Here is a 14,310-nt window from a genome sequence, read left to right on the forward strand (position 1 = left end):
CGCCCCCACGTTCCTGGCCGTCAGCGGTGGTTGTTGCTCTGATAGGGCTGCGGACAGAATAGTAAGCGTATTGGAAGTTTTTTGCTGAGGAAGTCCACCCCGTACCCGCTTCGCGGGCCCCCTCAAGGGGGCGACACCGGCGGACCGGAAGGATGGGCCCACCCCCTACCGCGCTGCGCGCGGCCCCCTCAAAGGGGGCGACACCGGCGGACCGGGGGACCCGGCTCCGCGGTGTCTTCAATGGGCGTTGCTTCTTGCCGCTGCGCGCCCCAAGGCAAAAACGCCCCCTCGGGGGGCAGCAAGGGGCGCGGCGGCGCCCTGCCCGTTCCGGTCAATAGCGCAGTCCGCCGTCCTTCCCCGCCGCGGCGGCCTGCGCCAGCGCCCGGGTGATGATGCTGGTCGATACGTTGGCGAAATACCGCGCGCCCCAGGCGCCGTATTTCTCCTCGTCCGCCGGGGTCAGGGCGATGATGCCCGGGCATTTGCCCGCGTCGGCGACGGCCTTCAGGCCGCGTTCGATCGCCCGCTGCACCGGTTCGGCGTTCCAGTCGCTGCCGTGGCCCATGGCGTGCGCCAGGTCGTTGGGGCCGATGAACACCGCATCGACGCCGTCCACCGCGGCGATGGCGGCGGCCGCGTCGATGGCCTCCGGCGTTTCTATCATGGCGATGAAGGCGATGCCGTCGTTGCTGCGCTGCGTATGTCCCGCCCCGCCGAACGCGCCGTAGCCCGCCGCCCGCGTGCTGAACGCGCTGCCGCGGCTGCCCAGCGGCGGATAGCGGGTCATGCCCGCCAGGCGCCGCGCCTGTTCCGCGGTCTGCACCATGGGCACCTGCACGGCGCTGGCGCCCATGTCCAGGATGCGCGGCAGATCGTGCTCGAAGCAGCGCACCACCGGCGCGATGCCCGAGGCCCGCGCCGCCCGCAGCATATGCTCGGTGACGCCCAGGTCGGCGCTGCCGTGCTCATTGTCCAGGATCACGAAATCGAAGCCGGCATAGGCGCACATTTCGACGATGGCCGGGCTGGGCAGCCCATTGAACAGCCCCCGCAAAGGCTGGCCGCCGCGCAACATCGCGGGAAGGCGGCCGTCGATGGGAAAACGGGTATCGGTCATGCATGTCTCCTTGTTCCACGTTGCCGTGGCGATTCGGCGGGCCGGGACGCGGGGGGCGCACCGGCCACCGATCGGTCATCAATCGGTAAGTCAACCGGCCATCAATCGGCCTGGATGCCGGCGTCCTTGATCACCTTGCCCCATTTCTCGATTTCACTGCGCTGGAACGCGGCGAATTGCGCCGGGCCCCGGCCATCCGGCGTGACGCCCAGCATCAGCAATTTAGCGCGAACCTCGGGCGTCGCCACGGCGGCGGCGATCTCATGCGCCAGCCGCTCCACCACCGGCGCGGGCGTCCCCGCCGGCGCGAAGATGCCCTGCCAGGACTGCATCTCGAAACCCGGCAGGCCCAGTTCGGCCAGGGGCTTGGCCTGCGGCAGGTCCGCCAGCGGCTTGGCGGACGTGACGCCCAGCACCTTCACCTTGCCGGAATCTATCATGGGACGTTCCGCCGCGACCGTATCGAACACCATGTCGATCTGGCCGCCGATCAGGTCGATCATGGACTGCGAACCGCCCTTGTAGACGATCTGCCGCAAGTGGGTGCCCGAGATCGACTGGAACAACTGGCCCGACAGGTGCTGCGACGTCCCGGGACCGGCGGTGCCGTAGGTCAGCGTGTCCGGCTTGGCGCGGGCGGCGTCGATCACGTCCTGCACCGAGTTGTAGGGACTGTTGGCCCGCACCACCAGCGCATTGCTGACCATGCCCACCAGCGCGACCGGCGCGAAGTCCTTGACCGGGTCATAGCCCAGCGACTTGACGAAGAAGGGATTGACCGCGTGGGTCGTGATCGTGCCGCCGACGATGGTGTAGCCGTCCGGATCGGCGCGGGCGGCGAGCTGCGTGCCGACGATGCCGGACACCCCGGGCTTGTTCTCCACGATGACGGACTGGCCCAGGCGCGTCGTCAGTTGCTCGGCGATCAGCCGGGCCACGCCGTCGGACACGCCGCCCGGCGAAAAAGGCACGATGTAGCGGATCGTGTGGGTCGGCCAGGCGCCCGCCGCGTGGGCGGACGTGGCGACGGCGCCCATGGCGAATCCGAGCGAGGCCGTAGCGGCCAGCGCGCCTAAGAACTTGCGATACATAGTTGTCTCCTGCGGTTGAAATGCGGACGGATATGGCGCCCGCCGTGGTTATTTGATTTATGTGGATGCTCGTTGCGTCATGGATGCGTGGATCCCGCGGCGATGGCCGGACGCACGGTCGCCCGCTCGACCATCACGCACGGCACGACGACGTCGCGCGGCCGCAGTTCGGCCTGCATCTGTTCGCGCAGCAGCGCGACGGTGGCGTCGACCATGGGCTCGAGTTGCTGTCGCACGGTCGTCAGGCGATAGGCGCCCCAGGCGGCCTGCGGCACGTCGTCGAAACCGATCACGCCCACGTCCTCCGGCACGCGCAGCTTCAGCTCCAGCCGCAGGACGTCCAGCGCGGCGATGGCCATGTGATCGTTGGCGACGAACAGGCCATCGATGCCGCCGCCGTCGAACAGGCGCCGCGCCGCCGCCTGCGCCCGGTCGAAGTCGTAATGGCCCGCTTCGCGGCGGCGCAGGTCGTGGCCGAGCGCGGCCAGCTCCTCGCGGAAGCCGCGCTCGCGCTCGATGCTGGTCGACGAATCCTCCAGTCCCGCGAGATAGCCGAAACGGCGGTAGCCGCGCGCTGCCAGCAGGCGCGCGGCCAGGCGGCCCCCGGCCCGGTTGTCGGACGTGACGGAGCTGCTGGCGTGGCGCGCCAGCCCGCCCAGCATGGAGATGCGGTTGAACTGCACCACCGGCACCCCCACCTCGGCGCAGCCGCGCGCGATATTGGGCGACAGCATGGCCGACGCCATCACGATGCCGTCCACCTGGTATTGCAGGATCTCGGCCAGCACGCCGTCGGCCGCCTCGTCCACTTCCGCGATGAACATCAGGACGTGATAGCCCTCTTTCTGCAGCTTCTGGGACAGCTTCTCGATGACCAGCGGGTAGAACTGGTTCTCCAGATAGCTCATGACCAGCGCCACGATGCGGCTGCGGCGGGTGATCAGGCTGCGCGCCAGCGCATTGGGCCGGTAGCCCAGCTTCTGCGCGGCCGCGAGCACCTTGCGCCGCGTCTCTTCCGAGACGCTGGCGCCCGGCGTGAAGGTGCGGCTGACCGCGGACTGCGACACGTTGGCGAGATCCGCAACGTCCTGCGCCCGGGGAGAGGTCTTCATGCGGCGGTCCACCCCGCGTCCAGCATCAGGGCGCTGCCCGTCACCAGGCTGGAGGCCTCGCCGGCGAGGAAGACGATGGCGCCCATCACCTCGTCCAGCCGGCCGACCCGGCCCAGCGCGTTGCGCGCGCAGATCCATTCCCGGAAGCCCGGCTGCGCCAGCATGGCCGCCGTCATCGGGGTTTCGATGAAAGTAGGACAGATCGTGTTGACGCGGATGCCGGCCGATCCCACTTCCCAGGCCAGCGCCCGCGTCATGCCTTCCAGCGCATGCTTGCTGGCGCAGTACACGGTGCGCCGGGGGCTGCCCACGTGTCCCATCTGCGAGGACACGTTGATGATGGAGCCGCCCCGCCCTTCCCGCAGCAGGCGGCGCGCCGCCGCGCGGCAGGTGCGGAAAGCTGCCTTCACGTTGAGATCGAAGACCGCGTCGATATCCTCGTCCGGCTGCTCGACCAGGAGCTTGGGACGGTTCATGCCGGCATTGTTGACCAGGATGTCGTACGCCTCGCCCTGCGTCATGACGCGGTCGACGGCCGTCGCGTCCGTGACGTCGAGCACCTGCGCGGCGCAATCTATGCCCTCGGCCCGCAGCGCCTCGCACACCTGCTCGAGTTCGGCGCCGCGGCGGGCCGCCACCGTGACGTGCGCGCCCGCGCGGCCGAGCGCGGCGGCCGCCGCCAGGCCGATGCCGCCGCTGCCGCCGGTCACCAGCGCGCGGCGCCCTTCCAGGCCGAAACCCGGCCCCTTGGGCAAGGCGATCATGCCTGCCCTCCGGCCGCCACCGGCTGGTACCAGGGCAGGTCCGGCCGGTCGCCGTAGCGGCGCACGCGGATGTTGGCCTGCTCGCCGTGCCCGGCGAAATTCTCCATATGGCACAGGCGCGAGCAATATTCGCCGATGGCGGCGCTGGCGGCGTCGGTCAGCACGCGCTGGTAGGTGCACGTCTTCAGGAACTTGCCGACCCAGAGACCGCCGGTATAGCGCGCGTTGCGGTTGGTCGGCAGCGTGTGGTTGGTGCCTATCACCTTGTCGCCGAAGCTGACGTTGGTGCGCGGGCCGAGGAACAGGGCGCCGTAGTTGGTCATGTTGCGCAGGAAGTAGTCGGGGTCCCGCGTCATGACCTGCACGTGCTCGTAAGCGAGATCGTCGGCCACCCGCAGCATTTCCTCCTGCGTATCGCAGACGATGACCTCGCCGCAGTCGGCCCAGCTCTTGGCGGCGATCGCCGCGGTCGGCAAGGCGGCCAATTGGCGTTCGACCTGTTCCAGGGTGTCGCGGGCCAGCTTCTCGCTATCGGTCAGCAGGATGGCCGGCGAGGTGGGGCCGTGCTCGGCCTGCCCCAGCAGGTCGACCGCGCACAGTTCGCCATCCACGCTGTCGTCGGCGATCACCAGGGTCTCCGTGGGCCCGGCGAACAGGTCGATGCCCACGCGGCCGTACAACTGGCGCTTGGCTTCCGCCACGAACATATTGCCCGGGCCCACCAGCATGTCCACGGGCGCGACGGTGGGCGTGCCCACCGCCATCGCGACGACGGCCTGCACGCCGCCCAGCACGAGGATTTCATCGGCGCCGGCCATGTCCATGGCGGTGACGATGGCCGGATGCGGCTTGCCCTGGTACGGCGGTGCGGTGGAAACCACGCGCGGCACGCCGGCGACCTTGGCGGTGAGCACGCTCATGTGGGCGGAGGCCAGCATGGGATATTTGCCGCCCGGGATGTAGCAGCCCACGGCGTTCACCGGGATGTGCTTGTGGCCCAGCACCACGCCGGGATAGGTCTCCACCTCGACGTCGCGCATGGATTCGCGCTGGATGCCGGCGAAGTGGCGGATCTGGGCCTGGGCGAAGGCGATGTCCTCGATCTCGCGCGCCGACAACTGCTTGCGCGCGGCCTCGATCTCGGCGCGCGACAGGCGGAAATCCGCGGGATCCCATTGGTCGAATTTGCGGCTATATTCGCGCACCGCCTCGTCGCCGCGGGTTTCGATGTCGCGGATGATGCCTTCGACGGTGGCGCGCACCTTGGCGTCGTCTTCGGTCTTCACGGCGGCGGTGCGGCCGCGCTTGAGATAGCGGATCATGGGTCTCCTGCCCTGCAAAAGATATCGTGGGAACTGCTCGATGCGGGGCAGTTTTGAATCCTTGCATACGTATGCAAATAGGTGGAAACCCTAGGATTCGCGTCCTAATCGTCCTTCAGGCGGACGCCGGAACATTCCTCGGCGCGCATGCGGCCGGCCAGATAGGCGATCTTGCGCGCGGCGTCGGGCAGCGCGAAACCCTGCGGGCGGATGTTCGAAACGCAATTCCTCTCGGCATCCGTGCGGCCGACCCTGGGCATCCAGGTCATGTACGCCCCCAGCGAATCGGGCGACGTCAGGCCCGGCCGCTCGCCGACCAGGATGATCATGCATTTGACGTCCAGCGCCTCGCCGATGTCGTCGCCCGCGGCGACGCGGCCCTGCTCCAGCAGGACCAGGGGCGCCAGCAGCCATCCCTCGTCCCGCAGCAGCGGCACCAGATGCTCCAGCAAGGGCGCCGCATGATGCTGCGCCGCCGTCGCGGACAGCCCGTCGGCGACGACGATGCAGAGATCCAGTCCGCGATGTCCGGAAGACGCCAGCCTGTCGCGCGAATCGGCGTCCAGCCGGCGTCCGAGGTCGGGCCGCAGCAGATATTGCTGCCGCTGCGCGGCCTCGGTGCGGCAATGCAGCACCGGCAGGCCCAGGGGCAGCAGGTCGGCGCGCAAGGCGTCAGTGTCCAGCGCGGCATGCACGGCATCGCGCGCCCGCGCGTGCGACAGGCGGAAATCGAGCAGGGACTCCGTGGCCAGCGACGCCCCGGAACGCGGCAAGCCGATGCGCGCCGCCGTCAATTGCCGCAAGCGTTGCCACAGCGGGGCCGCGGCCGCGGTGCCGGTGTCGATGCCCGTGCCGGGCAAGTCCGGGCGCCTGTCTTTCATATCGTCCGTGGGCATGGTCGAAGGGCCCTCACGCGGCGGGCAGCAAGGCGGTGAATGCGGGCGGCAAGGACGCCGGACGTATGCGGCCGTTCCCGTCGCACAAGCCCTGCCTGGCCAGCCACGCCTCGAATTCGGGCGCCGGCCGCCGGCCCAGCAGTTCGCGCATCGCCAGGGCGTCGTGAAACGAGGTGCTTTGGTAGCCCAGCATGATGTCGTCGGCGCCCGGCACGCCCATGACGAAGTTCACGCCGCACGCCACCAGCAGCGTCAACAGCGCGTCCATGTCGTCCTGGTCGGCCTCCGCGTGATTCGTATAGCAGACGTCGCATCCCATGGGCAGGCCCAGCAGCTTGCCGCAGAACTGGTCTTCGATCCCCGCCCGCGTGATCTGCTTGCCGTCATAGAGATATTCCGGCCCGATGAAGCCCACCACCGTGTTCACCAGGAACGGCGAGTACGCCCGCGCCACCGCGTAGGCGCGCGCCTCCAGGGTCTGCTGGTCGACGCCGTGGTGCTGGCCCGCCGACAGCGCGCTACCCTGCCCGGTCTCGAAATACATCACGTTCGATCCCACCGTGCCGCGTCCGAGCGAGAGCGCGGCGTCGCGGGCCTCGGCCAGCAAGGCCAGGTCGATGCCGAAGCCGCGGTTCGCCCCTTCGGTGCCCGCGATCGACTGGAAAACCAGGTCGACGGGCGCGCCGCGCTCGACCAGCTTTATGCCGGTGGTCACATGCGTCAGCACGCAGCTCTGGGTGGGAATATCCAGGCGCTCCCGCACTTCGTCCAGGCGGCAAAGCAGGTCCCTGGCCATGGCGGGGCTGTCGGTGGCGGGATTGATGCCGATGACCGCGTCGCCCGCGCCCAGCAGCAGGCCGTCCAGGATGCTCGCGGCGATGCCCTGCGGACTGTCGGTGGGATGGTTCGGCTGCAGGCGCACCGAAAGCCGTCCCGGCAAGCCGACCGTATTGCGGAAGCGGGTCACCACGCTGCATTTGGCCGCGACCAGCATCAGGTCCTGCAGGCGCATCAATTTGCTCACGGCCGCCGCCATCTCCGGCGTCACGCCCGGCGCGACCCGGGTCAGGACCGCGGTATCCGTCGTATCGGCCAACAGCCAGTCGCGAAACTCGCCGACCGTCATATGGGATATGGGAGCGAACGCCCGCGCATCGTGGGTATCGACGATCAGCCGGGTCACCTCATCCGTTTCGTAAGGCACCAGCGCAATATCCAGGAAGGTGCGCAGCGGCAGATCGGCCAGCACGTACTGCGCGGCGACGCGTTCCTCGCCGGAGCGCGCGGCGACGCCGGCCAGGACGTCGCCGCTGCGCAGCGGCGTGGCGCGCGCCATGACTTCCTTCAATCCTTCGAACACATGGCGGACATTGCCTATCGTCGCGGCGTACACGGCTCACCCTCGTTGTGGCGTCGTCGTTCATTCTAGTTGCGTTCGGCGGCGGCGCGGCGGCCGGCCCCGCGAATCGGCGACTAGGGGTTTTTCCGAAGCCCTCGGCGTATTGACCGCCGCCGGCTCGGGGCGCAGAATTTGCCTAAGGAAAACGTTTTCCTTGTTTTCCTTTTTTATCTCCCCACCGCCGCCCTCCTCTCGCGGTCCTTGTTTGCTGGCCTCGCATCCGCTGCCGGGATGCCCTACGGAGCTTGAGCAACGATGAAAGTCCTTCCTGGCGTGTTCCTGCGGCGCGATCCGGACGGCGCCGGCGTCCCCGTCGTCTTCGACATCCCGCGCAGCGGCACCTGGTATCCCTGCGAATTCACCCCCGCCGCGCCCTTCCTGGACCTGCACCAGTCGGTGTCCATGCACGTCCCGGATCTCTACGCGGACGTGGTGGACAGCGGCGCAAGCTGGCTGGCCGCCACATTTCCCAATACCTATATCGACGCCAACCGCCACGAGCGGGATATCGATCCCACCTTGTTGGACGGCCCCTGGCCCGGCGCGCTGGAGACCACGGAGAAATCCCGCCTGGGCATCGGCCTCATCCATTCCCGATGCGGCAAGCGCGGCGTGGCCATCTATGACAAGCCGCTCAGCGTGCAGGACGTCCAGCGGCGCCTGGACCGCTACTACTGGCCCTATCACAATGAACTGGCCGGCATGCTGGCCGAGCGCAGGAAGAAATTCGGCGGCGCCTATCACGTCAGTTGCCACAGCATGGCCTCGATCGGCGGGCCGTCCACGCTGGATCGCGGCAAGCCGCGCTCCGACTTCGATATCGGCGACCGCCACGGCAGCACTTGCGATCCGGCGCTCAGCGAACTGATCGCCGACACGCTGGGCGGTTTCGGCTACCGCGTCACCCGCAACTTCCACTATCCCGGCGCCGAGTCGGTGCGCAAGCATGCCCGGCCCGCGGAAGGCATCCACAGCGTGCAGATCGAGATCAAGCGCGGGCTGTATATGAACGAGGACACCTTCGAACCAGGCTCGGGCTTCGCGGAAGTCAGGAAACACCTGGGCCAACTGGCCCAGGCCATCGCGCGCTTTGCCACGGAACGGACGCGCGCCTGAAACGGCGATCTTCGCGACCCGCCGCCATGGCGGCCCGCGAGTGGCGCGGCCGGGAAAACCGCACTCGCGCCTACAAGGGGATACACATCATGAAAGTGCTTCTTCGTATCGCAAGCGTACTGGCGGCGGCCTGCCTGTCCCTGGCCGCGGGACCGATGGCGCACGCCGCGCCCAAGACCGAATTGGTGGCGACGATCAATTCGAACGTGAACTTCCTCTATCCCGGGCGCGGCGTGGCGGCCGAGGACTACAACTTCGGCATGCTGGTCTATAACGGCCTGGTCGGCATCGACGAAAAACTGCAACTGGTGCCCGAACTGGCGACGAGCTGGAGCTCGGACGCCGCCGCCCGGGTATGGACGTTCAAGCTGCGCCAGGGCGTGAAGTTCTCGGACGGCAAGCCTTTCGTCGCCGCCGACGTCACCCACACCTTCGCCTTGCTCGCCGACCCGGCGCTGGCGTCGCGGGCCCGCTCCACCACGGAGATGGTGGACCACATCGAGACGCCCGACGACCACACGGTCAAGTTCGTGCTCAAGGAGCCCTACGGCGCCTGGCCCAACATGCTGATCGAACGGCAACTGAAGATCGTCCCCGACGGCCACAGCGCCGAGGACCTGATGAAGAAGCCGGTAGGCACCGGGCCCTTCATGCTGGAAAGCTACACGCCGGGCGACCGCCTGGTGGTGAAGAAGAATCCCAATTATTGGGAGCCCGGCCTGCCCAAGCTGGACAAGGTCACCCTGCGCATCATGCCCGAGGACGCCGCCAAGGTGGCCGCCCTCTCCGCGGGCGACGTGGACATCCTGTGGAATGCGCCGCTGGAATCGATCAAGGAACTGAAGGCCATCCCGAATGTCGTGGTCGACGAAGCGCCCACCTCCACCTGGGACGGCTTCGTCATGAACAACCAGGTCAAGCCCTTCAACGACGTGCGCGTGCGGCGCGCCTTCGAACTCGCCGTCGACAAGAAGCAACTGGTGGAGTTCGCCCTGTTCGGCGCCGGCGCCCCCACCCATACGCCCGTGCCGCCGAACAGCCCGGCCTTCAACAAGGACATCTCGTTCACGCCCGACCCCGACGGCGCCCGGAAACTGTTGGCGGAAGCGGGTTACCCCAAGGGATTCTCCATCACGCTCAACGTCCCCGTCGGCCGGCCGACGCGCGAGCGCGCCGCCGTCGCGCTGCAGCAGATGCTGAAGCAGATAGGCGTGACCGTGAAGCTGGAGCGGGTGCCCTACAGCCGCTGGGGCGCCACCATCGCCGGCAAGTCGCCTTTCTACATGGACGGCTACCTGGCCCGCCCCACCCTGGATACGGCCATCTATCCCTGGTATCACAGCACGGGTTCCTGGAACAACCAAATGTGGCATTTCAAGAGCGAACGCATCGACGCCGTGCTGGACAAGGCGCGCCTGGAAACGGATCCCGACAAGCAGAACGCCCTCTACAAGACCTTCCAGCAATATGCCGTGGAAGACGTGCCCGGCGTCGTGATGTACACGATCAACTTCGTCACCGCCTACACGAGCTCCCTGAAGGGCTACCACACGCATCCCTATTCCTGGATGGACCTGCGCTCGGCCTATTTCGAATGACGCCTGGCGCCTTGGCCGGCCATCGGTAAGAAAGGGGGGAACCGCGATGCTGGAATACGTCGTCAAGCGGCTGCTGCACGTGATCGCCATCGTGGCGGTCATGTCCATGCTGGTATTCCTGATCACCCAGATCATGCCGGGCAATATCGCCCACCTGATCCTGGGCGACTTCGCGACGCCCGAGGATATCGCCACCCTGGAATCCCAGATGGGACTGAACGACCCCTGGTATGTCCAGTACCTGAGATGGGCCTGGGCGATGTTGCACGGGAACATGGGCGACTCCCTGTCCATGAACCAGCCGGTCGCCGAGGTGGTCTGGGGCGCCGTGGGCCGCTCGGCGGTCCTGGCCGGCACGTCCATCGTCCTGGTGGCCATCCTGGGCATCGGCCTGGGCGTCTATACCGGCGTGCGGCGCGGATCGAGGGCGGACCAGGCCGTTTCCATGGTCACCTACGTGAATATCGCGATACCGGAGTTCTTCTGGGCCATCGTGGTCATCATGCTGTTCGCCGGCTACCTGCGCGTCCTGCCCGCCACGGGCTATGCCAGCCTGGACGACGGCGTGTGGAACTGGCTGCGCCATCTCATCCTGCCCGTCTTCACGCTGGTGACGGGATTGATCGCGCACGTGTCCCGGCTCACGCGCTCCAGCGTGATCGACGTCATGAATAGCCAGTACATCCGCGTCGCGCGGGCGCGCGGGTTTTCCGAGCGCCGCATCGTGCGCCACCATGCCTTGCGCAACACGCTGCTGCCCGCCATTACCGTGCTGGCGATCGACGTGGGCGTGCTGATGGGCGGGGTGGTGGTCGCGGAATCCATTTTTTCGTATCCGGGGCTGGGCCGAACCCTGCTCTACGCGATCCAGCATATGGACCTGCCCTTGCTGCAGGCCTGCATGATGATCGTCACCTTCGTCTATGCCCTGGCCAACCTGGCGGCGGACCTGCTCTATGCCTTCCTCAATCCCAGAATCCGATACGGGAGCGGCCGCGATGCCTGATCATGCCGGGCCGTCCCAAGGGCGAAGTCTTCTTCGGGGAAAGTCCCGGATCACCGGCCTGCACGTCGGCCTGGGACTGCTGCTGCTGGTCCTCCTGGTCGCGGCCATCGGCCCGGTCATCTCGCCCTACCCCATGGACGCCACCTCGCTGGCGCAGCGCCTGGCGCCGCCCGATGCCGCCCATTGGCTGGGCACCGACGAGTTCGGCCGCGACGTCCTGAGCCGCCTGCTCAACGGCGCGCGCTCGTCCCTCGCCATGGGATTCGGCGCGACGGCCTTCAGCATCCTGGCCGGCGTGCCCCTGGGACTCTCGGCGGGTTATTTCAAGGGCCGCGTGGACGACCTCATCATGCGCGCGGTCGACGTGATGATCTCCGTGCCGCCCGTCATCCTGGGCCTGCTCATTCTTTCCATCACGACGCCCAGCCTCTGGAAGACGACCCTCGCGGTCGGCCTGGTCTACGTGCCCATCATGGTGCGGCTGACGCGCAGCGTGACGCTGGAAGTGTGCGGCGAGGAATACGTGCAGTCCGCCAGGGCGCGCGCCGAACGCACGTCCTACATCCTGTTTTCCGAGATCCTGCCCAATGCCTGGCCGGCCATCATCGTCGAATCCTCGCTGCGCGTGACGTTCGCCATCCTGCTGGGCGCCGCGCTCAGCTTCCTGGGACTGGGCGTGCAGCCCCCCGCCTCGGACTGGGGGCTGATGATCGCCGAAGCCAGGCCCTTCATCGCCTCCGCGCCATGGATCGCGTGCGCCCCGGGCATCGCCCTGTGCGTCACGGTCATGGCGATCAACCTGATCGGCGACGGCCTGCGCGAGCGGCTGGATCCCCGCCTGCGCCGGAGCCGCGCATGAACGCCCCGCTGCTATCGATACGGGACCTGTGCATCGACTTCACGGGCGGCCCGATGCCCGTCCAGGCCTTGCGCGGCATCGACGTCGACATCGCCCCGGGCCAGGCGGTGGGACTGGTGGGCGAGTCGGGCTCGGGGAAAAGCACCGTGGCCCTGGCCGCGCTGGGCCTGCCCGACAAGGATGCGCGCATCCGGCGCGGCGCGGTGCTTTTCAAGGGCCGCGACATGTACGCGATGCCGGAGGAGGAGCGGCGCAAGCTGCGCGCCAGCGTCATCAGCATCGTGTTCCAGGATCCTTTCACCAGCCTCAATCCCTCCCTGCGCGTCGGCAGCCAGATTTGCGAAACGCTGTGGGTGCACCGCGGATTCGATGCGGCACGGGCCGATGCCGAGTGCCGGCGCCTGCTGAAAGAAGTCGGCATCGCCGATCCCGGCAAGATGATGCGCAGCTATCCGCACCAGTTGTCCGGCGGCATGAAACAGCGCGCCCTCATCGCGGCCGCGCTGGCCTCCGACCCGGAACTGCTGATCCTGGACGAGCCGACGACCGCCCTGGACGTGACCGTCGAGGCCCAGATCCTGGACCTGCTCGCCGAATTGCGCGTCACCCGCAAGCTGTCCATGCTGTTCATCAGCCACAATCTGGGCGTGATCGCCCGGATATGCGACGAGGTCTGCGTCCTGTATGCGGGCGAAGTCCTGGAACGCGGCCCCACCGCCCGGGTCCTGGCGGATCCGCGGCATCCCTATGCCAAGGGATTGCTGGCCGCCCTGCCCCGCCTGGACGACCGGCGCAAGCGGCTGCTTCCCATCCCCGGCCGCCTGCCGCCGCCGTCGGCGCGTCCGGCGGGATGCGTCTTTTCGGATCGCTGTCCCTTCATGCGGCCCGAGGCCTGTACGGCGCCCCAGGCAATGACCGAACAGGCGCCCGACAACGGCTGCTCTCCCCTCCCCGAGGAAGCATTCGCGCTTGGAACGGTCCGGTCCGTCCACGTCGCGCGTTGCTGGCGCGCCCGCGATCTGGCCGGCCAGCCCTGGCCCGCGGCCGAGCCGGGCGCGGCCGGCGAAACGGCGCCGCGAACCAATGTCGAGGCTCTACCCATGGTCACCGTCGAACGCCTGGAGCGCGCCTTTGACGCGGGCGGCTGGCGCCTGCGCCTGCCTCGCCTGTTCGGCGGCCGGTCCCACGCCGCGCCTGCCCGGGACAGCGTGTTCAAGGGCGTGGACGGGGTATCGCTGACGGTCGGCGCGGCCGAGGTGGTCGGCCTGGTCGGCGAAAGCGGGTGCGGCAAGACCACGCTGGGCCGCTGCATCGTCGACCTGATACATCCCACGGCGGGCCAGGTGCGCATCGACGGCCGGGACCTGGTATCCGCCGACGCCGGGACCCGGCGCGCGATCCTGAAGGACGCCCAGATGGTGTTCCAGAATCCCGATTCGTCGCTCAATCCGCGCAAGACGGTGCGCGAAATCCTCGCGCGTCCCATGCAGTTGTTCGGCCTCGCGGCGACCCAGGCCGAAGCGCGCCGGCGGGTCATGGAACTGCTCGAACGGGTGCGCCTGGGGACGCACTACGCCGACCGCTACCCGCACCAGTTGAGCGGCGGCGAAAAACAGCGCATAGGCATCGCGCGCGCCCTGGCGACCGAGCCGCGCTTCATCGTCTGCGACGAGGCGGTCTCCGCGCTGGACGTCTCGGTGCAGGCCTCGATCCTGAATCTCCTGCGTGACCTGCGCGACCAGCTCGGCGTCGCCTATCTCTTCATCTCGCACGACCTGGCCGTCGTGGCCCATATCGCGGATCGCATCTGCGTGATGTACAAGGGCCGGATCGTGGAGGAAGGCCAGACCGACGCCTTGATCGGCGCGCCCCGCCATCCTTATACGCAAAAACTCCTGGCCTCGGCGCCGTCGATGAGCGGCATCCTGCCGGACGCGGCCGCCCAGCCCCGGCGCGGTATCGCCGGCTGACCTTCCGTTCCGACTATGCTTGCGCTTTATCCACGGTCGAATGACAGGCCAAAATGACGG

12 protein-coding genes are annotated in these 14,310 nt (G+C 68.0%); 5 read left to right on the top strand and 7 right to left on the bottom strand.

Translation table 11 applies throughout. The annotated features are described in order from the left end of the window. Positions 1 to 331: 331 nt before the first annotated feature. The 7 genes from CAL29_RS14990 to CAL29_RS15020 form a co-directional block, all read right to left on the bottom strand. Positions 332 to 1,117: an HpcH/HpaI aldolase family protein gene (locus CAL29_RS14990; protein WP_094853775.1), complete on the bottom strand. Its 786-nt coding sequence runs from the start codon at positions 1,115 to 1,117 to the stop codon at positions 332 to 334. Positions 1,118 to 1,218: 101 nt separating this feature from the next. Further along, positions 1,219 to 2,208 (bottom strand): Bug family tripartite tricarboxylate transporter substrate binding protein, encoded by a 990-nt coding sequence (locus CAL29_RS14995; protein WP_094853776.1) that lies wholly within the window; start codon positions 2,206 to 2,208, stop codon positions 1,219 to 1,221. Positions 2,209 to 2,285: 77 nt separating this feature from the next. Continuing rightward, positions 2,286 to 3,320 (bottom strand): LacI family DNA-binding transcriptional regulator, encoded by a 1,035-nt coding sequence (locus tag CAL29_RS15000; protein WP_094853777.1) that lies wholly within the window; start codon positions 3,318 to 3,320, stop codon positions 2,286 to 2,288. Next, positions 3,317 to 4,084 carry an SDR family NAD(P)-dependent oxidoreductase gene (locus CAL29_RS15005; protein ID WP_094853778.1) on the bottom strand — a complete coding sequence of 256 codons (768 nt, stop codon included), beginning with the start codon at positions 4,082 to 4,084 and terminating at the stop codon, positions 3,317 to 3,319. Before CAL29_RS15005 ends, CAL29_RS15000 begins: the two co-directional genes overlap by 4 nt. Then, positions 4,081 to 5,406 (bottom strand): histidinol dehydrogenase, encoded by a 1,326-nt coding sequence (gene hisD, locus CAL29_RS15010; RefSeq protein WP_094853779.1) that lies wholly within the window; start codon positions 5,404 to 5,406, stop codon positions 4,081 to 4,083. Before hisD ends, CAL29_RS15005 begins: the two co-directional genes overlap by 4 nt. 104 nt (positions 5,407 to 5,510) lie before the next feature. Further along, positions 5,511 to 6,287, bottom strand: a complete 777-nt coding sequence (eutC, locus tag CAL29_RS15015) for an ethanolamine ammonia-lyase subunit EutC (protein WP_094854106.1) — start codon at positions 6,285 to 6,287, stop codon at positions 5,511 to 5,513. Positions 6,288 to 6,315: 28 nt separating this feature from the next. Further along, a complete protein-coding gene (locus CAL29_RS15020) occupies positions 6,316 to 7,695 on the bottom strand; it encodes an ethanolamine ammonia-lyase subunit EutB (protein WP_094853780.1) in 1,380 nt (459 codons plus the stop codon). Positions 7,696 to 7,956: 261 nt separating this feature from the next. Between CAL29_RS15020 and CAL29_RS15025 the strand changes: the two genes are divergently transcribed. The 5 genes from CAL29_RS15025 to CAL29_RS15045 all read left to right on the top strand — a co-directional run bounded on the left by CAL29_RS15025 (position 7,957) and on the right by CAL29_RS15045 (position 14,250). Continuing rightward, a complete protein-coding gene (locus tag CAL29_RS15025) occupies positions 7,957 to 8,817 on the top strand; it encodes an N-formylglutamate amidohydrolase (RefSeq protein WP_094853781.1) in 861 nt (286 codons plus the stop codon). A gap of 89 nt (positions 8,818 to 8,906) precedes the next feature. Further along, positions 8,907 to 10,415: an ABC transporter substrate-binding protein gene (locus CAL29_RS15030; protein WP_179284038.1), complete on the top strand. Its 1,509-nt coding sequence runs from the start codon at positions 8,907 to 8,909 to the stop codon at positions 10,413 to 10,415. Between the two features lie 46 nt (positions 10,416 to 10,461). Beyond that, positions 10,462 to 11,421 (top strand): ABC transporter permease, encoded by a 960-nt coding sequence (locus CAL29_RS15035; protein ID WP_094853783.1) that lies wholly within the window; start codon positions 10,462 to 10,464, stop codon positions 11,419 to 11,421. Further along, on the top strand, positions 11,414 to 12,280 hold the full coding sequence (locus CAL29_RS15040) for an ABC transporter permease (RefSeq protein WP_094853784.1): 867 nt from the start codon (positions 11,414 to 11,416) through the stop codon (positions 12,278 to 12,280). The genes CAL29_RS15035 and CAL29_RS15040 overlap by 8 nt, the downstream gene beginning before the upstream one ends. Continuing rightward, entirely contained in the window at positions 12,277 to 14,250 is a 1,974-nt protein-coding gene (locus CAL29_RS15045; RefSeq protein WP_179284039.1) for a dipeptide ABC transporter ATP-binding protein, read from the top strand. Before CAL29_RS15040 ends, CAL29_RS15045 begins: the two co-directional genes overlap by 4 nt. The last annotated feature ends 60 nt before the right edge of the window (positions 14,251 to 14,310 follow it).

The sequence above is a fragment of the Bordetella genomosp. 10 genome, from assembly GCF_002261225.1.
In the GTDB taxonomy this organism is placed as follows: Bacteria; Pseudomonadota; Gammaproteobacteria; order Burkholderiales; family Burkholderiaceae_B; genus Bordetella_C.